Annotated in this window: 13 protein-coding genes and 1 pseudogene; 7 read left to right on the forward strand and 7 right to left on the reverse strand. The window is 75.3% G+C overall.

Translation table 11 applies throughout. The annotated features are described in order from the left end of the window. Positions 1-299: 299 nt before the first annotated feature. The 3 genes and pseudogenes from OYE22_RS14035 (at position 300) to OYE22_RS14045 (ending at position 5,722) form a co-directional block, all read left to right on the forward strand. The gene (locus OYE22_RS14035) at positions 300-1,172 is read left to right on the forward strand and encodes a helix-turn-helix domain-containing protein (RefSeq protein ID WP_277320718.1); all 873 of its coding nucleotides are present in this window, start codon (positions 300-302) and stop codon (positions 1,170-1,172) included. Between the two features lie 1,489 nt (positions 1,173-2,661). Further along, positions 2,662-4,507: pseudogene (locus tag OYE22_RS14040) on the forward strand (sigma-70 family RNA polymerase sigma factor). Positions 4,508-4,753: 246 nt separating this feature from the next. Then, complete coding sequence (locus tag OYE22_RS14045; protein WP_277320719.1) at positions 4,754-5,722, forward strand: glycerophosphodiester phosphodiesterase family protein; 969 nt, start codon at positions 4,754-4,756, stop codon at positions 5,720-5,722. 105 nt (positions 5,723-5,827) lie between these two features. On the opposite strand, the gene OYE22_RS14050 is transcribed toward OYE22_RS14045, so the two are convergent. Together OYE22_RS14050 and OYE22_RS14055 are read right to left on the reverse strand one after the other, a co-directional pair. Beyond that, on the reverse strand, positions 5,828-10,096 hold the full coding sequence (locus tag OYE22_RS14050; protein WP_277320720.1) for a BTAD domain-containing putative transcriptional regulator: 4,269 nt from the start codon (positions 10,094-10,096) through the stop codon (positions 5,828-5,830). A 322-nt stretch (positions 10,097-10,418) separates the two neighbouring features. Beyond that, entirely contained in the window at positions 10,419-12,731 is a 2,313-nt protein-coding gene (locus tag OYE22_RS14055) for an asparagine synthase-related protein (protein ID WP_277320721.1), read from the reverse strand. A 1,273-nt stretch (positions 12,732-14,004) separates the two neighbouring features. On the opposite strand from OYE22_RS14055, the gene OYE22_RS14060 reads away from it, so the two are divergent. Further along, a complete protein-coding gene (locus OYE22_RS14060; protein WP_277320722.1) occupies positions 14,005-15,621 on the forward strand; it encodes a sporulation protein in 1,617 nt (538 codons plus the stop codon). A gap of 305 nt (positions 15,622-15,926) precedes the next feature. Next, the gene (gene lhgO, locus OYE22_RS14065) at positions 15,927-17,132 is read left to right on the forward strand and encodes an L-2-hydroxyglutarate oxidase (protein ID WP_277320723.1); all 1,206 of its coding nucleotides are present in this window, start codon (positions 15,927-15,929) and stop codon (positions 17,130-17,132) included. A gap of 153 nt (positions 17,133-17,285) precedes the next feature. On the opposite strand, the gene OYE22_RS14070 is transcribed toward lhgO, so the two are convergent. Further along, complete coding sequence (locus OYE22_RS14070) at positions 17,286-17,549, reverse strand: hypothetical protein (protein WP_277320724.1); 264 nt, start codon at positions 17,547-17,549, stop codon at positions 17,286-17,288. A gap of 437 nt (positions 17,550-17,986) precedes the next feature. Here OYE22_RS14070 and trmB point away from each other — a divergent pair, with 437 nt between their 5' ends. Next, positions 17,987-18,823, forward strand: coding sequence for a tRNA (guanosine(46)-N7)-methyltransferase TrmB (gene trmB / locus OYE22_RS14075; protein WP_277320725.1), 837 nt, complete (start codon positions 17,987-17,989; stop codon positions 18,821-18,823). Between the two features lie 645 nt (positions 18,824-19,468). Further along, a complete protein-coding gene (locus OYE22_RS14080; RefSeq protein WP_277320726.1) occupies positions 19,469-21,118 on the forward strand; it encodes a PrsW family glutamic-type intramembrane protease in 1,650 nt (549 codons plus the stop codon). Between the two features lie 33 nt (positions 21,119-21,151). On the opposite strand, the gene OYE22_RS14085 is transcribed toward OYE22_RS14080, so the two are convergent. The 4 genes from OYE22_RS14085 to OYE22_RS14100 form a co-directional block, all read right to left on the reverse strand. Next, complete coding sequence (locus OYE22_RS14085) at positions 21,152-21,796, reverse strand: hypothetical protein (protein WP_277320727.1); 645 nt, start codon at positions 21,794-21,796, stop codon at positions 21,152-21,154. Between the two features lie 4 nt (positions 21,797-21,800). Next, on the reverse strand, positions 21,801-22,244 hold the full coding sequence (locus OYE22_RS14090) for a hypothetical protein (protein WP_277320728.1): 444 nt from the start codon (positions 22,242-22,244) through the stop codon (positions 21,801-21,803). 77 nt (positions 22,245-22,321) lie between these two features. Next, the gene (locus OYE22_RS14095) at positions 22,322-22,636 is read right to left on the reverse strand and encodes a hypothetical protein (RefSeq protein WP_277320729.1); all 315 of its coding nucleotides are present in this window, start codon (positions 22,634-22,636) and stop codon (positions 22,322-22,324) included. After that, positions 22,633-22,941, reverse strand: coding sequence for a hypothetical protein (locus OYE22_RS14100; RefSeq protein WP_277320730.1), 309 nt, complete (start codon positions 22,939-22,941; stop codon positions 22,633-22,635). The genes OYE22_RS14095 and OYE22_RS14100 overlap by 4 nt, the downstream gene beginning before the upstream one ends. Between the last annotated feature and the right edge of the window lie 16 nt (positions 22,942-22,957).

Consider the following 22,957-nt stretch of genomic DNA (forward strand, 5'->3'; position numbering starts at 1 on the left):
GACTTTGTCCACAGCCCTGACGAAATGTATGACCGGAGGGTCCCAGGAAAGTGGAGGCTTTGGTTCGGTCACATGCCCGGAAGGTGTGCAGGTCAGCGCGCGATCGCGGGGCATTGGAGCGGCGGCGAATCGGGAGAGATCGGCCGCGTACTCCGATCGGGGGGCGCTCTGGACGGAACTACCCCTTCATTCTTGACCTGGGCTCAACTATGTTCGTACTTCGTCGGGGTGTCGACACAGCCCCGGCAGCCAGGGCGGGGAGTCTCCGGGGGGAGACGTTCATTACCGGGGGATCGGTTATGCACATTCAGAGTTCGCATTGGTCATCCAGCGTTGCCACGACGGACGGGGGCAATGGCCGTAATACGCCGCTGCGCGTAGACGCGCAGCGCAATCTCGAACACGTGCTGCGAGCTGCCCGTGAGGTGTTCGGGGAGCTGGGTTACGGGGCGCCGATGGAGGACGTGGCGCGCCGGGCCCGAGTCGGGGTCGGCACGGTCTACCGGCGGTTTCCCAGCAAGGACGTGCTGGTCCGTCGGATAGCCGAGGAGGAGACGGCGCGCCTCACTGACCAGGCGCGCGCCGCGCTCCGCCAGGAGGACGAGCCGTGGTCGGCGCTCTCGCGCTTCCTGCGGACCTCGGTGGCGTCCGGCGCGGGCCGGCTGCTGCCGCCGCAGGTACTGCGGGTAGGCGTCGACGTCGACGCGGAGGCGGAGGCCGAGGAGGCCCGTGTGCCGCACCAGCGGCAGTCGCCGCCGGCCGCACCGGAGTTGCGGCTCGTGGAGCAGCGCAGCAGCACAACGGACCCGCTGGAGGGCGTCGGGCCCGACGTCGCGGCGGGAGCGGGCGCGACGGGGGCCGGCTCGGGCGCGATAGCGCCGGTGGCCGCCGCGCCGACGGGGCCCACGGCGGTACCCGGCACGGCAAGCAACGGAACGGCGCAACAAAGCCCGGACGACGGCGGTGCCACGGCGCTGCTCGAGGTCGTCGGCAAGCTCGTGGACCGCGCGCGGGCCGCGGGTGAGCTGCGGGCGGATGTCACGGTCGCGGACGTGCTGTTGGTGATAGCGACGGCGGCCCCGTCGCTGCCCGACGCGGCACAGCAGGCGGCGGCATCGGCCCGGCTGCTCGACATCCTGCTGGACGGGCTCCGCTCGCGGCCGGTGGGCTGACCGCACCGTCACCCACCACCGCGACGAGCACCCGCCGGGTACGGGCACGTGCCTGTGCCCGTACCCGGCGAGATCGACGGTCGCCCATGGGCCCGCGTTCCGTTCCGACGGCACGCGGGCCCGTGGGCCGGCGCCTGACCCGGCTACGGACCAGCCAGCCAGTCGGGCGAGCGGGCCAGCGCTCTCCATCGGCTCGTGCCCGTGGGCCGCTGGGCCGGCCAACCCACCGCCGGGCAGGGCCTTGCCAGCCGGCCATCACTCGCCCGGCACGCGCTCGGCCAACCTGTGCTCGCCAGCCCGCGCCGAGCCAGCCGTAGGCGGAGCCAGCCGTACGGGCGGCCAACCCTGCGCAGAGCCGCCCCGCCGCGAGGCCAACCTGCCGCGGGGCCATCCCCGCCGCAGGGCCAGCACCGCTGCGGGGCCGCGCTCAGCCGTGAGGCGCCGCCACCGGGGCCGACTCGGCGCGAGGCGCACCCTCACGGACCAACCCCGCACGGGGCCAATTCCGCACGGGACCGACCCCGCGCGAGGCCCACTCGTCGTGACGCCCAGCCCGGCACGGTGTCAGCGCCGCGCCTGAGCAACCCTTCGCTTCGGCAACGCTTGCCGTGGCCAACACATCTGGTCCGTTGGCCGTTCCGCGCGCCGGCTACCTGACGAGGCACCCATCTGACGGGGCGTGCGTGGGCCAGGGATTGCCGTACGGAGGGTGGTGCGGGGTGGGTGGGGCGGCGTGGGGAGTGCAGAAAGGGTTCCCCATTTGGGTGAAGAGTGGGGGCTCAGCCTTGCGAAGCAACCCCGGGAGGGTGGTTGCTGGAAGGGACAGGGCTAGGTCAGCGACGGCTGTGGCACGCTTGCCGCGTGTTCGGGTCTGAAGGTGTGTACGGGGGCTACGTCCATGGGCGTTGAGGGGCCGGACGAACGATGCGGTCGTGAAGAGGACGGGGTGACCGACGCCGAGTCGCACCCCTCCGGGGGCGGCCTCCCGTCTGGCCAGATACCCGGTCAGGGCGGCCCGTCCGGACGCGAGTCCGTCCCCGGTCCGCCGCCACCCAGGAACCGGCCGGCCGAACCCTCACCGAGCGAATCCCGTCCCGCCGAACACCGCTCGGCCGAGCCCCGTCCCACCGAACACCGGCCCGAATCCCGGCCCCCCGAACCGCGACCGGCCGAGCCCAGCGTTCCGCAGCAGCGGGCCAGGGCCGGTCAGCAGGGGCGGACGGGGCGCGGTGGGGCGCGGCCGGACTCGGACGGTGCCGAGTCGGCGGGTGGCGCAGCCGGTGCGGCTGGTGGGCCGGGTGCGGCGACCGGGGCCGAGGGGGCGGGCGGGAGCGGTGTGTCGACAGGGGCCGACGCGGCGGCCGGGGCGGGTGCGGTCGCCTCGGGGACCGGGGAGGCCGCCGGGGCCGAGGGGCGGGTCGCGGGTGAGGGATCCGATGGTGGCTCGGCGGGCGATCCGCCGCTGGCCGACACGGAGTTGCTGGACCGGATGCGGGCCGGCGGGGGTGAGGCGTACGGGAGCGCGTACGAGGAGCTGTACCGGCGCCACGCGCCGGCGGTGCGCCGGTACGCCCGTAGCTGCTGTCGGGACGCGGACACCGCGGACGACCTGACGGCCGAGGTGTTCGCCCGTACGTTGCAGGCCGTGCGGGGCGGGGCCGGGCCACGGACGGCGGTGCGGGCGTACCTGCTGACGACGGTGCGCCGGGTGGCGGCGGCGTGGACGAAGACCGCCAAGCGCGAGCAACTGGTCGAGGACTTCGCGGTGTTCGCGGAGACGGCGGCGGCCCGGGCGGCGGCACGCGGCGAGGGGACTCCGGGGTTCGACTTCGACGCGGGCGCGGACGTACGGGCGATGCACGAGGCGGAGCGGACGTTGGCGGTGCGGGCGTTCCGTAGCCTGCCCGAGCACTACCAGACGGTGCTGTGGCACACCACGGTGGAGGACGAGCCGTTGCGCGAGGTCGCGCCGCTGCTCGGGCTGACGGACAACGCGACCGCGGTCCTCGCGCACCGGGCGCGCGAGAAGCTCAAGCAGGCGTATCTGCAGGCACACGTCAACACGGCGCAGATGGCGAGCGGGGAGTGCGCGCGGTACGCGGACCGGCTGGGCGCGTACGCCAGGGGCGGGCTGCGGGTGCGGGCCGAGCGCGGGTTGCGCAAGCATCTTGAGGAGTGCGCCGCGTGCCGCATGGCGGCGCTTGAGGTGGCGGACGTGAACGCGCGGCTGCGGGCGGTGCTGCCGGTCGCGGTCATCGGCTGGTTCGCCGCCGGGTACGCGGCCAAGGCCGCGGGCGTCGCGGCCGGCGCGGCGGGCGCCGGGGCGGCCACCGGCGCGGCAGCGGCGGCGAGCGGGTCGGCGGGCGGAGCGGCGGGCGGTCTGGCCGGCTCGGGCGCGGCGGGCGCCGGCGGTGCGGCGGCCTCCGGCGGTGGCGCGGCGGGAGGCGGCGCGGGGGCCGGGGCCGGCGCCGCCGGGGAGGGGGCTCGGGGCCGCGGCCAAGGTGGGCATCGCGGCGGGCGTGGTGGTCGTGGCGGGGGCGATCCTCGCGTACGCGCTCTCGGGCGGTTCCGAGCCGAAGCCGGAACCACAGGCCAAGGAACCGACGATCGCGGTACCGGGCACCCCGCACAACCCACCGCCGGAGCCGAGCCCGCCGCCGCCCCCACCGGCCGAGCCCGCTCCGCCACGGCCGACGCCGGCCGCGGCCAAGCCCACTCCGGCCCCGAGCCCCAAGCCCACGCCCACGCCCAGGCCGACGGTGACCACGCCGGCGCCCCGGCCGACGCCGACCACCCCGGCCCCGCAGCCACCTCCGCCGAGCCCGACGCCGCCACCGGCGACCACTCCCCCACTCAAGCCGACCCCGACACCCACGCCCACGCCGACCCCCAGCCCGGAGCCGACGGTCTACCAGGTCTACCGGTTGGAGTACGGGGGCGTCGGTGACGGCACCAAGCCGGAGCTGCGGCTCGTCGAGAGCAGCCCGCTGTGGCAGCGCGAGGGGCTGTCGATCGGCGGCAGGCGGTACGCGCACGGGGCCACGATGCACGCGCCGGCGTCGGTGACGATCGACCTGAACCGCGCGTGCACGACGTACGAGGCGCACGTCGGGCTCGACGACCTGACGCAGGGTGTGGGCGCGGCGCGGTTCGCCGTCTACGGCGGCCCGACCAGGCTGTGGCGCTCCGGCATCGTGCGGGCGGGACAGCCGGCCGTTCCGGTGCGCGTCTCGCTGGTCGGGCAGGAGTCGATCCGATTGGTGGTGGAGCCGCACTCGGTCTTCGGCCGGGTGGCGCTCGGGGACTGGGCCCAGTCGCGCATCGGATGCCGGTAGGGCGGCAGGCGGCGCGGGCGTACGTACGGGTTGGTGGCCGTGCGGGGCCGTGGCTGTGCCGGTTCGCGCTAGTACCGGCCCGTGTCCGTGCGTGGCCTTAGCCGTGCGGGCGGCGGGAGGCCGGCTTTCCGGTTGTCGACCTTTTCGCCTGATAGACCCGTCTGGTTCATCAACGGGGGTTAGCTTGCCCGGCAGCGCGACCCCCGGGTCGCGGCGTCCCTCCCCCGTGTCCCCGCAGGAGTTCCCATGCGCCGTCATCTCTCCGTGCCGGTGGCCGCCGCCGTGCTGGCCGCCGCCGTCCCCGCGCTCACCGGCAGCAGCCCGGCCACCGCCCGCTCCGGCGACGCGGCCCCCGGCCACGCCCGGTCGAAGCCGCTGGTGATCGCGCACCGCGCGGGTACGGCCGACGCCCCGGAGAACACGCTGGAGGCCATCCGTACCTCGCTGCGGGCCGGGGCCGACGGGCAGTGGTTGAGCGTCCAGGCGACCCGGGACGGCGTTCCCGTGCTCTATCGGCCTACGGACCTCTCGTCGCTCACCGACGGTTCCGGGGCCGTCGCGGACCACCGGTTGCGCGACCTGGCCCCGTTGAACGCGGGGTACCACTTCAAGGACGAGCGGGGCGGGTACCCGTACCGCGCGCGTCCGGTGCGCATACCCACGCTGGCCGCCGCGTTGGACGCCGTCCCCGCGGGCAAGCAGGTCTACCTCGACCTCAAGCAGGCGCCGGCCCGGCACGTCGTGGACGCGGTGACGCGGGTGCTGGACGAGAAGCGGGCGTGGGGGCGGGTGCGGTTGTACTCGACCGACGCGGAGGTCACCGGGCTGCTGGCCAAGGACCCCCGGGCGCGGGTGGCCGAATCGCGGGACGCGACGCGGCAGCGGCTCGCCGAGGTGGCCCTGGAGCACGCGTGCAAGAGCACGCCGCCGGCGGGCTCGTGGGCCGGGTTCGAGTTGAAGCGACAGGTGACGCTCCAGGAGAAGTTCACCCTCGGCACCGGGGAGTCCGCCGTCACCGCCCAACTGTGGACCCGCGAATCCGTCGACTGCTTCCGCTCGGCCGACAAGGGGCGTACGCGTACCAAGGCCCGCACGCCCATCGTGATGCTCGGCATCAACACGCCGCAGGACCTGCGCACCGCCACCCGGCTCGGCGCCACCGCGGTCCTCGTCGACTCGCCCCAGCAGATGGTCGGGACCCGGCACGGCCGCTGAGCCCCGCTCGGCAGGCGAAGACGAGCTGGAACGGGTCAGGACGAGCCGGAACAGGTCAGGACGAGCCAAGACGCATCAGGACGGGCCAGGACGGACCAGGACGGGTTACGGCTCGGCCGGGGTGGGCCCGGGCGGTGGCGGGTCGGACGCCGCCAGGACGTCGCTGACCAGTGCGACCGCCGCGGAGACCGACAGACCACGGCCCGCCGCGCGCAGGGCGGCGCACTCCGCGTCACCGATGGCCTGCCCCACCGCGCGGGCGGTGCCGTCCGTCGTGGCCTGGGCCAGCGGGGTGCGTGGCAACCGGTCGCGCCAGCCGTCGGCGGCGCCGAGCAGCTGGGCCGCGGCGCGCTGCTCGCCCTGTTTGACCAGCACGTACGCGGTGGTCTCGGCCGCGTGGGCGAGCAGCACCTCCGTACAGTTCGCCGCACTGCCCTCGGCCAGCGCGTCCCGCAGCCGGTACAGCCCGCCGCGCGGGTCGCCCTCCTCGGCGGCGATCCGCCCCTCCAGGCTGCTCAGCGCCACCGCGAACTGCGGGGGCGGAGAGGCGTGCCGGGCCGCCACTCGCGCCTGGTCGGCCAGGGCGCGGGCGCTCGCGACGTCGCCGTACGTCAGCTCGATGGACGCGCGCAGCGACCCGTTGAACGCTCGCGCCTCCACCCCGCCGAACCGCTCCGCCTCGGCGTCCGACTGGTCGAGCAGCACGGTCGCCGCGGCGGGGTCGCCGCAGGAGAAGGTGAGTTCGGCGAGGCGGGAGATGAGGAACGGGGTCTCCGTGTACGCGCCCAGCTCGCGCGCGAGGCGCAGCGCCTCGTGGTAGTGGGCGCGGGCCTCCGCGTACCGGCCGTACACCGCCGCCAGCTCGCCGCTGGCCTCGTTGACCTGGATCAGCATCCAGCGGTCGCCCACCCGGCGGCTGAGCTCCTGTAGTTCGGCCCAGTCGCGGTTGACGCGGTGGAGGCCGCTGGTCATGTCGATGGTCAGGTGGGTGCGGAACATCAGCGTGACGCCGAGCGCCCAGTCGTCGCCGTGGCTGCGGCAGTTCTCCGCCGCCTGGTCGAGCAGCGGCGCGACGCCCGCGTGCCCGTCGATGAGGTACCCGGCGAACGGCCACAGCAGCCCGGGGAACCGCGTGCCGGCCTTCCCCCGCTGGCCGGCGTACGCGTCGCGGATGGTGCGGGCCGCGGCCAGCGCCTCCGGGTCGCCCAGCACCTCGGCCGACCGGTGCTCGGACAGCAGGAGGTAGAGGAGGAGTTGCAGGTCGAGGCGGCGCCAGTAGCGCGCGACGGCGGCCGGGTCGTCCGCCGACGGCGCGCCGTCGAACTCGGGCTGCGCGCCGGAGCCGCCGGGCGAGTCGGGCTCGTGGATCGCGGGCCAGGCGCGGGTACGGGGCCGGACGGCCGCGCACTCGGCGGGATCGCGCCCGGCGGGGTCGCGCTCGTTGCCGTCGGTTCCGTGGGGGGCGTCCTCGTCGGAGGCGTACGTGTCGGGGACGTACGCGTCGGAGGCGTACGCACCGGGGCCGGGTGTTCGGGTGGCGGGCGGCTCGTGCGCCGAGCGGTGGTGCGCCGACTCGAAGGCCAGGGCCCGGCGGACCCATCCCGCGCCCTCGGCCCGGTAGTCACGCAGCCACCAGAACCAGCCGAGGGCGAAGACGAGGTCGATCGCCATCTCCACGTCGGCGACGCCGTTGCCACGGTCGTGGTCGTGACTGTTGTGGCTGTGGCCGTGGCCGTTGTCGCTGTGGTCGTGATCGCTGTGGTCGCGGTCGTGAGGGTCGCTGACGCTGCCGCTCGCCGGGTGGCCAGGACTGGTGGAACTGGATGGGCTGGTGGGACGCGTGGTGGCGGTGGTGGATGGGTGCTCGGTCGGGGTGAGGCAGCGGTGCAGCACCGCGCGGAAGTTGTCGAGTTCGGTCTCCACGCGGCGTAGCCAGGGCAGCTGGTCGGCGGAGCGGAGGCGGGGTTCGGCGGTCTGGGCCAGGTCGCGGAAGTAGCGGGCGTGCCTGCGGGCGGTCGCGGTGCGCTCGGCCCGGCCACGCGGGCTGGCCAGCGCGCGTTCGGTGACGCGCTCGCTGACGTACTCGTGGATGGTCTCCAACATGCGGTACCGCGCGTCACCGCCGGTGCCGTCGGCGGCCACCGGCGTGTGCGTGACGACCAGGAGCGACTTGTCGACCAGCGCGCCGAGCAGGTCGAGCACGTCGGCGGGGTCGATGGCGTCGGCCGACGCCATGACCGGGGCGGGGGCGGATGCGGGGGCGGCGGAGCGGGGCGCGTGGGCCGAGCCGGGGGGCGGCGCGGACGGTTCGGGCGGCGCGTCCGAGCAGACCGCCTCCGCCGCCGGCAGGTCCCATCCGCCGGCGAAGACCGAGGCGCGGAGCAGCACGGTGCGCTCGCGCTCGTCGAGCAGGTCCCACGACCAGTCGACCACCGCGCGCAGCGTCTGCTGGCGCGGCAGTACGGTCCGGCTACCGCTGGTGAGCAGGCGGAACCGGTCGTCGAGCCGGTCGGCGATCTGGCGCGGCGACAGCATCCGCAGCCGGGCCGCGGCGAGTTCGATGGCCAGCGGTAGCCCGTCCAGCCTGCGGCAGATCTCGGCGACCGCCCCGGCCGTCTCCGGGTCGCGCGCCGGGTCGAAGCCCGGCCGCACGGCCGCGGCGCGCTCGGCGAACAACTGGTGCGCCGGCGCAGGCGCCAGCGGCTCCACGGGGCGCACCGCCTCGCCCGGCACGCCGAGCGGCTCGCGGCTGGTGGCGAGCACCGTGACCTGTGGGCAGTGCGTGAGCAGGGTCTCGGCGAGTTCGGCCGCCGCCTCGATGACGTGCTCGCAGTTGTCGAGGATCAGCAGTAACCGGCGGTGCGCGCAGTGTTCGACCAGGCGCGCGGTGGGTGACGCGCTCTCCGGCGCGGTGCGCGGTTCGAGCCCCCCGGCGTGCAGGGTCGTGTCGCGGCGGCCGACGGCACTGAGCACCGCGCCGGCCACGTCGGCGGGGCTGTCCAGCGGGGCGAGTTCGGCGATCCACACGCCGTCGGGGTAGGCGGCGGCGACGGTGGCGGCGGCCTCCTCCGACAGCCGCGTCTTCCCGGAACCGCCGGGTCCGGTCAGCGTGACCAGCCGGGCCCCGTCCAACTCCGCCCGCAGCGACCGGATCTCGGCCCGCCGCCCGACGAAGCTCGTGAGCCGGGACCGCAGGTTGCCCCGTGGCACCCCGGCGGACCCGCCCCCCGCTCCGGCACCCACTCCTGCCTCGGCTGCCTCTGCCGCCTCTGCAACCTCACCCGCCGCGCGCGGGCCACCCGGAGCACCCTCCGCTGGTGTGGCCGGCCCGGCCGACCCCACCGGCGGCTCGGGCATGACGGAGGCGCCCCGGCCGGCTCGTACGGCCTGCTCAGCGGATACGTGCTCCGCTGCCGTGGGCCACTCCGCCCGTACGGACTGCCCTGCTTGTTCGGGCTGCCCTGCTTGTACGGGCTGCCCCGCCCGTGCTGACTGCCCCGCCCCTACAGGCGGATTCGCCCGTACGGACTGATCCGTTCGTACGACCCCCGCGGCCGATGCCGTGTTCGGCTCGTCGGGCTCGGTGGTGCCGAAAGGGGGCGGTGGCGTGCCCCGGCGGTGGGGTGGGTCGGTCGGGGGTGGTGGGGCCGTGAGGAGTTCGGCGTGCAGGTGGCGCAGTTCGCTGCCCGGGTCGGTGCCGAGGCGGTCGGCGAGGGTGCGGCGGGCCTCCTCGTACGCGGCCAGGGCGTCCGCCGAGCGGTCGGCGGCCCGCAGGGCGCGGATGAGCTGGGCCCGGAAGGGCTCGTCGAGCGGGTGCTGGGCGATGAGTTCGCGCAGCTCGGGTATGACGTCGGTGCCGTGGCCGAGCGCGAGTTCCGCGTCGATCCGCTGGTGCAGCGCGGTGAGGTGGAGCGCGTCGGCGCGGGCCGCGGCCACCGCGCGGTCCGGCAGGTCCGCGAGGGCCGGCCCGCGCCACAGGGCCAGCGCGTCGCGCAGCAGCGCGGCGGCCGTCGCGGCGTCGCCGGCTTCGAGGGCGCGCCGCCCGGCGCCCGCGCGCTGCTCGAAGACGGCCAGGTCGATCTCGTCGGGCGCGGCGGCGAGCCGGTAGCCGCCGGGTGCGGACTGGACGGCGGGCTTGCCCAGGTTGCGGCGCAGCCGTCCGACGAGCGCCTGGAGCGCGGCGGGGGCGTCGTGGGGCGGCTCGTCGCCCCACACGTCGTCGATCAGGGCCCTGGCCGGGACCAGCGCGGTGGCCGGCCGGGTGGCGTGTGCGGCGAGTGAGGTGAGCAGCGCGCGCAGGCGCGGGCCGCCGACGGGCAGGGGTTGCCCGCGCTGGTCGTACGCCTCGGTGGTGCCCAGGATCAGATACCGCACTGGCCCATTGTCCTCGTATCGCTCGTCGATCCTTCGCTTCCGCCCTCGCCGTCGCCCCCGGCGCCACCCGCCTGACGTGCGCCGATGCCGGACCGCTCGCGGGCCGGGCCCGGCGGTGGCGGCGGGTCGGGCCCGACGACCACGAGGCGTTGACCATACGTCGGCTCGGCGCGACCCGCCGGCCACGCCACGGCCCGCCGGCGGCGGGTCGGCTGCGGGTCGGCTGCGGGGCCAAGGGCGTGTGGGCGGTCGATCGGCGGCGGGGCCGGGGCGCGCCGGCGGCGGACCGGAGGCTGAGGTGAGGTCAGAGGCTGAGGGCAGGTCAGAGGCTGGGGCGCGGGACGACCCCGCCCGCCACGGCGCGCTGGCGGGGGGCCGCGCTGCCGGTCCAGCAGGTGCCGCGGCGGGCCAGCAGGCGGCGCAGCCACACCTCGGTGGAGACGAGTTCGGCGATGCCGTCCAGCGGGAGACGTTCGCCGTCGGCGGCGGCGCGCAGCGCCTTGCGCACCACGCGGGCCTCCACCAGGCCCGCGTCGGCGAGCAGTGGGGCGTCGAAGAGCGCGATCAGGTCGTCGATGGCGTGCCGCAGGCCGGCGCGTGCGGCGACGGTGTGGCTGGCGTGCGAGGGCGTGCCCCAGCCGGGCGGCAGGTCGCGGATGCCGGCGCCGGCCAACACGGCGCGCAGCACCGAGGCCCGCGCCCCCGGCTGCACCCGGAGCGCTTCGGGGAGCGCGCGGCAGGCTCGTACCACCTGGTTGTCCAGGAACGGCGCGTGCAGCCGCTGGCTGCGGATCTCGGCGGCCTGCTCGAAGACGCGGTGGTCGGCGGCGTGCCGGGCCAGCGCGGCGTCGGCCCGGCGCTCACCGGGGCGACGCAGGAGGACCGGGCGGGCGGCGGCCGTCTCCAGGCGAACCGATACTTCCGCGAGCGCCTCGCCGGTCAGCCAGCGCGCGGCCGGCCCCGGGCGGCACCAGGCGAGGGCAGCCAGCGACGCCCCGACGGCGCCGCCGACGCCGTCGCCCTCCGCGCCGTCGGCCTCGGCGAAGTGGCGGTCGAGCAGCTTGCTGGCCACCGCCTCGACGCCCTCGCGGTAGGGCGTACGGGCCAGCTTGCGGGCCGCGCGGTAGACGGTGAAGGGGACGAAGAAGGAGTGCGCGGAGGGGCCGTCGGCGCGGGCCAGGGCCGTGGCCGGGCGCAACAGGTGCCGGCGGCGCCGGTCGAGCAGCAGGTCGGCGAGGCGGGCCGGGTGGGCGTCCAGGACCTGCCGCGCGCCGTGCCCGACGAGGTGGTCGGCGCTGCCGGCGGAGAGTCTGCGCCGGTGCCGTTCGGCGCTGACCAGGGCGGGGCCCGGTTCGTCGGTGAGCGGGCCACGGTCCAGGGCCGCGTACGGCAGGACCTCGGCGCCGGCGGCGACCACGACGTGGTGCAGGCGGGGGTTGGCGGCGATGACGCGGGCGCGTTCGAGTTCGGCCTCGCGGACGCGGCCGGGAACCGTCGCCAGGTCGTTGAAGGTGACGGCGAGCAGCCGCTCGCCGGCCTCGGTGCCGTGCCCGAGCGGGGTGCCGGGCACGCCGGGCAGCCCGGCCGCGAGCAGCGCGAGGGTGCCGGAGGCGCTGCCACCGGACAGGTCGGCGCCGACGCCGGCGGCGGGCGCGCCCCGGGCGGCGCGCCGCTCGGCGGGGCCCATGCCGGGCACGGGCCCGGGGTCCAGGCCGGGGCCCTCGGCCTCGGGGGCGTACCGGGGCGCGGCCAGGCGCACCCGTACCGCCTCGATGAGCGCCTCGCGCACGCCCTCCACGGCCTGGCCGGGGTCGAGTTGGGGCGCGGCGACGGCGAGCGAGGCGGTGGGCTCATAGCCGATGACGTCGCGCGAGCCGCCGCGCCGCGCCCCGCGCGAGCCGGTGTGCCCGGCGCCGTGGCCGGCGTCGCGGTAGGGGCCGTCGCCGTAGGCGGCGCCGTACGCGCCGTCCGCCCGGTTGGAGGTGGCGTACGGGCCGTTCGCCTCGTACCCACCCGGCCCGTGACCGCCCGGCCCGTCGCGGCCGTAGGCCCGACCGTCCCGGTCGGAGAAGCCGTCGGTGGCCGAGCCGCCGCGCAACACCAGCGCGTGGCCGGGCGGTACCCGGCGCACGCCCTGGTACGGGGTGCCGTCGCCGATCGCCTCGGGTGAGTCGGGGCAGGCCAGCAGGGCGGCGAGGTGGCCGATGTCGAGTTGGGCCTCGATGAGGTCGGCGAGCGGGAGCGCGGCCGTCGCGTACGCCGTGCCGCCCTCCCAGGGCGTGTAGAAGACGGGGCGCGCGCCGGCCAGGTCGCCGGCGATGGTCAGGCGGCGGCCGATCTGCGCGACGGCCGTGTAGCTGCCGGGCCAGGCGGTGAGGTGGCGCAGGGCTCCGCCCCGGGCCGCGAGGAGTCCGGTGCGCAGCTCGTCGTCGCTGGCGCCGCAGCAGCCGAGCACGGCCAGCCGCGCCGCGCCGTCGGCGTGCACGACGCGCACCTCGTCGGGGCGCCAGTCGCCGACGGCCCACAACGGATCGGGGCCACCCCAGATGAGCTGGGCGCCGACCGGTTGCAGGGCGCCTCCCTGGGCGAGGGAGGGCCCCGAGGCGATGTTGCCCCACCCCACCAACCACCGCATCGCCGCCTCCCACAGGCTGTGGACAACTAAGAAGGAGCAGCCATCATGCACAGTAAGCCCGCGCTGTCCGCATCGCCGGAGCCAACACGCGGGCACCGGGAGCGCGCGGCCACTCCCCCAACGGGCCGGCCACCACCGCGTGGTGCCTCTCCGTCGAGGGCAATGCTGCCACGTCCACGCGGTTCGGTCGGGATGCGGTACGAGCCGTCACAGCCGAGCCCAGCGAAGCGAGCGACAGGCGAACCCGGGCCCACGCCACCACCACGACGGGGCCAACTCCCGTCGGAATCCGGTCACTCATGCGCCATCTGGAGGGCCCGCCACCACCCCGCAGCGGGGCCTCTTCGTCACGCTGCGTACACGTTGGCGGGCCGGGCGGGACCGAAGCGGAGGCACCGCGGAGCATGCGGGCGCGCGCTCGGAGCGGGGCAACGGGGCGTCGCGGCAGGGCGATTCGCGAGGGGCGGCCCCACCGCGACACGGGCCCGGGCGGCCGGCGCGAAGGCGAGGCCGGCCGCCGGGGTGGGGTGCGCGGCGCGCCGCGTACGGACCGCGCGGCCGGAGCCGGGGAGCCTTGCGGCTACGCGGCCGGCCGGGCCTCGGGGGGCGTCCCGGCGGCGACTGGCAGGCGAGGCGACCATGGCCCGAGACGCACGGACATCGATGCCAGCGGAGGCCGTGCCGGCCGAAGTCCGCGCCCTTCGCGGGCGGGTGCGGAGGACGGGCGACCGGCCGCCCCCGAGCGCCTGACCGGCGCGGCCTGGGCCCCGGGTCGACGCTAAGCGGAATCCGGGGCGGCGAGCCCGGCGCCTTGAGCGAGGCCGGGCAGCCGGGGATGTGAATCGGCCAATCTCGTCGCGGCGTTCGGGGCGTCCCGCGCCCCGGCCGGGCCAACCGCCCGGGCCGCGCCGCCGACCGTGGCGCGCGACGGGGCCGCCGCGGCGGCCCGAGAGGCGCACCACGCCTCCCGGACCGCTCCGCCACCCGCGGGGAATGAGGCGGCGGCGTCCCCCAGCCCACTCAGCCAGCGCACAGCGGGCCGACCCACGCACCCCAAGAGAAGCGCTCCCACCCAGGAGCGGGCAGAGCGCACGGCCGGGCGCACGGCCACACATGACAGGAGCACACGCCAGACCTCGCACGCCGTAACGGACCACAATCCCGCCATCCAAGACATCGCCCCTTAACGGTCGGGATGCAGCGAACTACGCTGGGTTTACGAATGCCCCGTGCCTATGCCGGGGCGGCCGTCGGGTGCTGTCGAGGGGTGCGCATGTCCAGGGAGCTACGCGGGCCGAACGAGAAGCTCGGCACGGTTCTCGCCCTCGCGGGAATCAGCAATGCCGGGCTCGCACGCCGGGTCAACGACCTTGGCGCGCAACGGGGTTTGACCCTTCGCTACGACAAGACGTCGGTGGCCCGTTGGGTGTCGAAGGGGATGGTGCCGCAGGGCGCGGCCCCGCACCTGATCGCGGCGGCCATCGCGAGCAAGCTCGGGCGCCCCGTCCCACTCCACGAGATCGGCCTCGCCGACGCCGATCCCGCGCCCGAGGTGGGGCTGGCCTTTCCGCGCGATATCGGCCAGGCGGTGCGCTCCGCGACGGACCTGTACCGGCTGGATCTCGCCGGTCGGCGCGGCGGTGGGGGCATCTGGCAGAGCCTGGCCGGATCGTTCGCCGTCACCGCCTACGCCACACCGGCCTCGCGCTGGTTGATATCGCCGGCCGACAGTTCCGTGGCCCGCGATCCGAAGCCCGAGCGGCCCACCCCGCGCGCCGCACCCACCCAACCCACCCAACCCACCCAGTCCGTCCCAACCAACCCGCGCGCCCAACCGACGCCGCGCTCCCAGCCCACCTCACCCGCCGCCCGCGCCCAACCCACCCAACAGGGTCAACCGGGCCAAGCGCACCACCCGCGGCAGCCCGCCCAGCAGCACCAGCACACGGTCCCGGGCCAGGACGGCGCGCCGCAGCGGGTCGGGCACAGCGACGTGCGGAAGCTGCGCGAGGCCGCCGAGGACGCCCGGCGCTGGGACTCCAAGTACGGGGGCGGCGACTGGCGCTCCTCGATGGTGCCCGAGTGCCTGCGGGTGGACGCGGCGCCGCTGTTACTCGGCGCGTACACCGACGAGGTGGGCCGCGCGCTGTTCGGCGCCGCGGCCGAGCTGACCCGGCTGGCCGGCTGGATGGCGTTCGACACCGGCCAACAGGAGGCCGCGCAGCGCTACTACATCCAGGCGCTGCGGCTGGCCCGGGGCGCGGCCGACGTGCCGCTGGGCGGATACGTGCTCGCGTCGATGAGCCTGCAGGCCACCTACCGGGGCTTCGCCGACGAGGGCGTCGACCTCGCCCAGGCGGCCCTGGAGCGCAACCGTGGCCTGGCGACGGCGCGCACCATGAGCTTCTTCCGGCTGGTCGAGGCCCGCGCCCAGGCCAAGGCGGGCGACGGTCCCGCGTGCGGCGCCGCCCTGCGCGCCTCCGAGGGCTGGCTCGAACGCTCCCGCGACGGCGACCCCGACCCGTCCTGGTTGGACTTCTACTCCTACGAGCGGTTCGCCGCCGACGCGGCCGAGTGCTACCGCGACCTGAAGCTGCCCCGCCAGGTGCGCCGCTTCACCGAACGCGCGCTGGCCTGCCCGACCGAGGAGTTCGTGCGCTCGCACGGGCTGCGGCTCGTGGTGTCGGCCGTCGCCGAACTGGAGTCCGGCAACCTGGACGCGGCCTGCGCGGCCGGCACCCGCGCGGTGGAGGTCGCCGGCCGCATCTCGTCGGCGCGCACCACCGAGTACGTGCGGGACCTGCTGCACCGGCTGGAGCCCTACGGTGACGAGCCGCGCGTCGTGGAGCTGCGCGAGCGGGCGCGGCCCCTGTTGGTCGCCCCGGCGTGAGCCCGAGTCCGGCCGCACGCCAGGCCGCCGACCGCCCGCCCCGCCGCGGCCCGCGCGGCGGGGGGATCGGACACGGCCCCGTCACGTGCGCGTCGCCTTTCGCACACCCGGTCGGAACTCAAGCGCCGCTTTGGTTTCGGCCGGTTGTCAGTGGCACAGGTCATGATGGTGAGCGTCGGTGAAGTGGGCGGATGTCGCGGCGGTGTTTTGCTCCGTGCTGGTACGGATGCCCTGGTTTGTTCGGGCCACCCGGCCCGCGCGGGCCGGGCGTGCGGGGCGACGGTCGGACGCGTAGGGGAGGTGACGTGGTGAGGTACGACGCTGACGTGCTGGTGATCGGGGGCGGGATCATCGGCCTGTCGACGGCGTACGCGATCACGCGCGCCGCTCCGGGGACCCGCGTCGTCGTGCTGGAGAAGGAGGGCGGCCCGGCCCGCCACCAGACCGGCCACAACAGCGGCGTCATCCACAGCGGCGTCTACTACCCGCCCGGCTCGCTCAAGGCCGCCTTCGCCCTACAGGGTTCGGCGGAGATGGTGAAGTTCTGCGCCGAGCACGGCATCGCGCACGAGGTCACCGGCAAGCTCATCGTCGCCACCGACCGCTCCGAGCTGCCCCGGCTGCACGCGCTGGCCCAGCGCGCCCGGCAGCACGCCATCCCCGTGCGCGAGCTGGGCCCCGCCCAGATAGCCGCGTACGAACCGCGGGTGCGGGGCCGCGCCGCGCTGCACATCGGGACGACCGGGATCTGCGACTTCGGGGCGGTCTCGGCCCAGCTCGCGCAGCTCGCCCAGGACGCGGGCACCTCGGTGCGGTACGGGGCGCGGGTGGAGGTCATCGGGCGGCGCGCGAGCGCGGTCGCGGTCCGCACGGCGGCCGGCGACGTGCTGCGCGCGCGGGCTCTGGTCAACTGCGCCGGCCTGCACAGCGACCGGGTCGCGCGCCTGGCGGGCGACGACCCGGGCATGCGGATCATCCCGTTCCGTGGCGAGTACTACGAGCTGCGCCCGGCCCGCGCCGACCTGGTGCGCGGCCTGGTCTACCCGGTGCCCGACCCCGCCTTCCCCTTCCTCGGCGTCCACCTCACCCGGGGCATCGACGGCGGCGTGCACATCGGCCCCAACGCGGTGCCCGCGCTGGCCCGGGAGGGTTACGACTGGTTGACCGTGCGCCCCGGCGAGCTGGCCCGCACGCTGGCGTACCCGGGCTCCTGGCAGATAGCCCGCCGCCACTGGCGGTACGGGATGGGCGAGCTGCACCGCTCGCTGTCCCGCCGCGCCTTCACCCGCGCGGTGCGCCGGTTGCTGCCCGACGTCACGGCCGACGACCTGATACCCGCCCCGGCGGGCGTGCGGGCCCAGGCCCTGCTGCCGGACGGCACGCTCGTCGACGACTTCCTGTTCAAGGAGTCGCCCCGCATGGTCCACGTGCTCAACGCCCCCTCCCCCGCCGCGACGGCCTCCCTGGCCATCGGCCGCGAGGTCGCCCGCCGCGCCCTGCGCCACCTCTGACGCGGGCGGGCGCGGGGCCCTTCGGCGGAGTGCGGTCGCGTGTACGGGCACGCGTACGGCAGGGGCACAGGCACGCGTACGAGCGCGGTCGCGCGTACGGGCACAGGTACGCGTAAGGGCATGCGCACGCGCGCAGGTGCGGGAGCGGGCGGGTCAGCGGGGCGAGGTCTCCCGGACGTGGTCGCCGCCCACCCGTGGGCGGCGCTCCTCGCGCTCCTCACCGAACGCGTCCCCGGCGGCGCACAGCAGCGTGGTGGCGATGGCCCCGGTGATCAGTCCGGTCAGCAGGCGGGCCCAGCGCGGCCGGGACGGCGACAGGGTGGGAAGGGGCCGGCGCTCCGGCGGCGGGCTGAACCACAGCGATCCACGCCGGGCCCCCACCGGCGCGTCCGGTACGTCAAGCCTCTCCCAGGCCATCCCTCGCCCCCGTATGCTCGCTTCCCTGGCCGCCTCGCCGGCGCACATGTTCCTGACAAGTGCACCGTCTATGTTCGCCTCACGAGGCCACTTTTGTCACAGCCGTCACGCGAGTTTCGTAGGACGGGTGGGCCGGACCACCGCCCCGTGACGTGCTCGGCGCGGGGTGTACGGGGACGCGCGGACCGGCTAGGCAGCACAGGCGGGGCGGTGAGCGGGCCGTACGGATTCCGACGTTCCGCGGGCACGGGGAGCGGGCCCCGTGGCCGGACGGGGCGGGCCGAGGTGCCCCGTAGAATCGAACCACTGTGTCCGAGAACCACACCGCCCCCCAGCAGCCCACCCCGCATGCCCCACACGTCCCAGGGAGCACGCGCCCATCGGGTGATCCCGATGCGGCCGGCGCCGCGAGCGGGGGCGCGGCGGGGGCCACGCGGGTGTCGCGGTTCCCCGACGGCCCGGCCGTCGATCCGGCCGGGTCGCACCACGAGCGGCGCATCCGCTCCTTCCGGCCACGCCGCGGCCGGGTGACCCCGGGCCAGGGTGAGGCGCTGCGCCGGCTGTGGTCCCGGTGGGGGCTCGACATCGACGGCATGCACCGCCTTGACCTGGGTGAACTCTTCGGCGACCGCGAGTTGCCGGTGGTCCTTGAGATCGGGTTCGGCATGGGCGAGGCCACGGCGCGGATGGCGGCGGCCGACCCCGGCACCGGCATCCTGGCCGCCGACGTGCACACCCCCGGCCAGGGCAACCTGCTCGCCCTCGCCGAGCGCGCGGGCCTGACCAACGTACGGGTGGCCAACGGCGACGCGATCATCCTGCTCCGCGAGATGATCGAGCCCGAGGCGCTGGCCGGGCTGCGCGTGTACTTCCCGGACCCGTGGCCGAAGAAACGGCACCACAAGCGGCGGCTCATCCAGCCGGAGTTCCTCGCGCTCGCCGCGTCCCGCATGGCCCCCGGCGCGGTGCTGCACTGCGCCACCGACTGGGAGCCGTACGCGGAGCAGATGCTGGAGGTCCTGACCGCCAGCCCCTACTTCGAGAACACCCAGGCCGACGGCGGATTCGCGCCGCGGCCCGAGTTCCGGCCGCTGACCAAGTTCGAGGGCCAGGGCATCGACAAGGGCCACCCGGTGCACGACCTGCTGTTCCGGCGCGCCCAGGCCCTGCCGGCCGGCGCCGACGACGCGCACGCCGGGCACGCGGGCGAGCGCGCCGGCGAGGGCGGGCGGCCCGTTCACGCCGACGCCGGAGACGACCCCGCACGACCGTGAGGGGCCGGGCATAATCCGGAGAGCCACCACTGCCCCCTTCGTTAGGGTCGCCGAGTGCACGAGTCCTCGTCCCCGCATCACCCCGTTCCACCGGACCACGCGAGCCACCACCCGGCCGCGGCCCCTCCGGAGGGGGTGACCGAGGGGGCGCAGCAGTCCGACGCGGTACGGGCCGAACCACCCGCCCCGCGCGAGACCGGCGCGCCACGGCCCGAACAGGACCGGTCGCGACAGCCCGCGCCCGCCGAGCCACGTCCCGTAACTCCGCCGCCGGCGGCGGAACAGCCGCAGCCCGCGACGGCACGGCCGGAACCAGAGCCCGAGCCGCGACCGCGGCCTGAGACGCAACCGCAACCGCAACAGACGGCCGCCCCTGCCACACCGGCACCGGCTCCGGCCCCGGCAGCCGAACCACCAGCACCAGCTCCAGCATCGCCAGTACCACCGCACGCCCCCGCCCCGCCTCCGTACGCACCCGAGTACGGAACCGGCCCCGGCACCGAACCCGGGGCCGGTCACGGATACGGATACGGGTACGGGTACGGGCTCGGGAGCACGGCGGCGGCACCGCCGCACGGTGACGGCGGCCACGGCGGTGGCCGGTGGCAGCGGACGTGGGCCGGCTGCCGGGACACGTGGGAGCGGATGCGCCACAGCCGGGCGCTGCGCGCGGCCGCGCTGATCGTGCTGCTCTCCCTGTCCGGCCTGGTCATCCTGGCCCTCGTCCGCGAGCAGACGGGCACCGAGGGTTTCCTGGTGGGCCTCGGCCTCGCCATCCTGCCCGTACCGCTGCTCGTCGCGGCGTTCCGCTGGGCGGACGGCGTGGAGCCCAAGCCCTGGCGCAACCTGCTGTTCGCGTTCGCCTGGGGTTCGTGCGCCGCGACGCTGGTCGCGCTGCTCGCGAACAGCCTGGCCACCGACTGGCTGATGACAACCGTCGTCGAGTCCTCGTCGGCCGACCGAGATACCTGGGGCGCGACGCTGGTCGCGCCCGTGGTCGAGGAGACCGCCAAGGCCGCCGCCGTACTGCTGCTCTTCCTCTACCGACGGCGCGACTTCAACGGCGTCGTCGACGGGGTGGTCATAGCCGGCATCACGGCGACGGGCTTCGCGTTCACCGAGAACATCCTGTACCTGGGCAACGCCTTCGTCAGCGACCAGGAGTTCGGCTACTCGGGGCTCCAGTCGACGACGGCGGCCACGTTCTTCATCCGGGCCGTGATGTCGCCGTTCGCGCACCCCCTCTTCACCGCCGTGACCGGCATCGGCTTCGGCATCGCGGCGGCCCGACCGCTGCGGCAGCGCACCCGCCGGGTCCTGATCCCGATCGCCGGGCTGCTGCTGTCGATGGTGCTGCACGGCGCGTGGAACGGTTCGGCCTCCATGGGTGGCTACGGCTTCCTGGCGGTGTACGGGCTGTGCATGGTGCCGCTGTTCGCGCTGCTGACCTGGTTCACCATCTGGTCCCGTGGCAAGGAACTGCGCACCATTCGGGCCCAGCTCCCCGCGTACCAGGCGACGGGTTGGATAACGCCCCCGGAGCCGGTCGCGCTGTCCTCGATGCGGGCCCGGGCCATAGCCCGCGACCTCGCCCGCCGCACCCGGGGTCCGGCGGCGGCGCGGGCGGTGGCGGACTACATCGCGAGCGCCACCTCCCTCGCGTTCCTCCGCCACCGCGCCTACCGTGGCACGGCCGGCCCTGACTTCCCCGCACGGGAACAGGCCCTCCTCGACCGCCTCTGGCAACACCGCGACATCGCCCAGCCGGCCCTGGCCCACGCCGCCCTCTCCGTCCCGACCGCGCCACCCCCACGGCAGTGCCCGTACGGCCTCCCACCGGGTTACGCCTACCTGCCGGCCGCCCCCCTGCACGGCCCGGGCCCGGTGCACAGCCCGGCTCCGATCCACGGCCCGGCCCCGGCGTACGGCTGGCCCCTGCCCACGCCCGGCCCCCCACCCCGCCCCGGCCTGGCCTCACGGCGCCCCCGCACCGGTCCCCGGCTGGGCCCCGCCCCCGGGCGGACAGGCCGCCCCCGACACCCCGACTGGCCCGGCTGGCCCAGGCGCCCCGGGCCCGTGGCAGCAGCACCCGTACCCGCCGCCGTACGGGGGCCCGCCGTGGGGAACGTGGACATACGGCCCGCAGGGGCCGTACGGTGCCCCGGGCGGCGGCGCGCCGGCCGCGCACCCGCCGGCCTGGAACGGGCAGCAGCAGCCGGGGCAGTCGTAGGCTCACGCTCTGCGCGGGGCCGGCCGAGCGGCGATGACGCGGGACGGCGCCAGCCGGGCGGCTGAGGCGACGGAGCCCAGGTGCGTACGGTTAATGGCTCACCAGTCGGTGAGGTCTACCAGGTACCGGCAGTGCGGGTCCTCGACCGCGTCCGAGATCCGCCATTCGTCGCCGAGCAACGAGGGCAGCGCTGCCAGGAGGGCGGTCAGCGCACCGCCGGGGCGTACGTCGGCGGCGATCACGCCGGGTACGTCGTCGCTGTCCAGGTAAAGCCGCAACACGCCCCCTTCCTTGAACAGGAACCCACGCAGGCCCGCCGCCCCCCGCTCCTGCGCTGGATGGGCGAGGCACCGCAGGAATGTGGCGGCCCAGTCGTCCGTGGTGAACGGTGCCTCTTCCACGTGCGCCGGATCAACCAGGTACAGGTCCATACCCAGGACAGAAGTGACCCTGTTCGACGGGTAGATATGTGTTCCGGTGTGCACCGCGCGAAGCAGACCGACGACGTCGTGAGAAGTCCGCAGCTCGTCGCCAGCGCCCAACGGGATCTCGTACGCCGTCAGTCGCGATGGCTCGCACTCGTTCCTGTCACCGAGGGCCACTCGAACCGCCGGAGCCCCGGCAGGGGCGGGTAGAACGCCCCGGACGTGCTGGTCTTCCAACAACGGGGCGTATACGTGGTCCAGCAGCAGGCTGGCTACTTCCCGTTGCAGGTCCTCGATCTCGTGCTCTTCTCCGCTCACCGGACTACTCATTGACCCAGTGTGGGCACTTCTGCATACCGTTGCAGTACGCGGTGATCACACCCACCACCTGGCCGGGCCCCGCGTCGTACCTTCCGTCTGCGGTCTTACGCGCGTACCGCGCCTTGACGACGACTTTCACTCGCCCGTACGCACGATTGGAGACCCACCCCCAGTACTGCAAGTCAGCGCCATTCTTCTTGTCGACATCGCCCTGGAGTGGGACGTCGACGAGTGCGCACTTCTTGATGTTGTGCTTGCCAGAGAAGTGGTTCCAACCAAGCTCTCCGTTGCCCACACGGGTGGGGATCGTGCGGCCGTCAGGGTCAGTCGCGCTGCACTTGGTGCTTTTGTTCCAGTACGGGCCAGCATGAGCCGGGGCGGCGAAGCCGATGAGGAGCGTAGTTGCCACACCGACCGGCAACGCGAGCTCAGTGATGTGCTTCATGGCATGAGCGTCGCATCCCGCAGCGGGCGAGGTGTCTCGCTGCACTCCCGTTACTCCTATCGGTTGTTTCCCACACCTCACCCCGCCGGCGCCGCCGGCCCGATGTCCTCGTGGGGTGTGATGTGCCAGTGGAGGGTGACGGTGGCCGTGTAGCGCAGATGCCGCCCGTCGGGATGGTCCCGGGCCGCGTGGGAGGTACACCAGCGTTGCGCCTGGTGGTGCATGCCGGTGATGGTCTCGGTCGGCTCGGGGACGGGTGACTGCTCACCGCAGGTGGTGCAGGTGGCGTGGACGGTGTACGGAGTGGCCTCCGGGTCGGGGGCCAACGTCATCTCAACGTAGCGGTAACGCCGCCGCCCGTGCTGCCGGGCCGGGCGAGGCTGGTGGTTCATACGCGCGGCTCCTGGCTGCCGGCGCGCAGGCGGGCCGCGCGGGCACAGGCCGGGTGCACGGACAACGGCTGGGGCACGCCATCACCGCCCTCGCGGTGGTCGTGCACGGTCACCGCGTACGCCGGGTCCAACTCCCGCTCACACCACGCACACTGCCCCGGCAACGCCCCAGGCCCATGCGCCAGACAGACAGCCGAGGTCAACACCGCACCCAGGTAGTACGGCTGCGCCAGATACCGCCCCGACCACTCCCCCGTGATCCGCCAGTGCAACCCCGGCCCCGCACGCCAATGCGCAGGCGGCACCCCCACATAATGCGTG

The organism is Streptomyces sp. 71268, assembly GCF_029392895.1.
Lineage (GTDB): Bacteria > Actinomycetota > Actinomycetes > Streptomycetales > Streptomycetaceae > Streptomyces.

Bases quoted from the DNA above. Each gene is read 5' to 3' on its own strand.
- OYE22_RS14035 (WP_277320718.1), top strand. From the start codon at position 300: ATGCACATTCAGAGTTCGCATTGGTCATCCAGCGTTGCCACGACGGAC.
- OYE22_RS14045 (WP_277320719.1), top strand. From the start codon at position 4,754: ATGCGCCGTCATCTCTCCGTGCCGGTGGCCGCCGCCGTGCTGGCCGCC.
- OYE22_RS14055 (WP_277320721.1), bottom strand. From the start codon at position 12,731: ATGCGGTGGTTGGTGGGGTGGGGCAACATCGCCTCGGGGCCCTCCCTC.
- OYE22_RS14060 (WP_277320722.1), top strand. From the start codon at position 14,005: ATGTCCAGGGAGCTACGCGGGCCGAACGAGAAGCTCGGCACGGTTCTC.
- OYE22_RS14070 (WP_277320724.1), bottom strand. From the start codon at position 17,549: ATGGCCTGGGAGAGGCTTGACGTACCGGACGCGCCGGTGGGGGCCCGG.
- OYE22_RS14080 (WP_277320726.1), top strand. From the start codon at position 19,469: ATGCGCCACAGCCGGGCGCTGCGCGCGGCCGCGCTGATCGTGCTGCTC.
- OYE22_RS14090 (WP_277320728.1), bottom strand. From the start codon at position 22,244: ATGAAGCACATCACTGAGCTCGCGTTGCCGGTCGGTGTGGCAACTACG.
- OYE22_RS14095 (WP_277320729.1), bottom strand. From the start codon at position 22,636: ATGAACCACCAGCCTCGCCCGGCCCGGCAGCACGGGCGGCGGCGTTAC.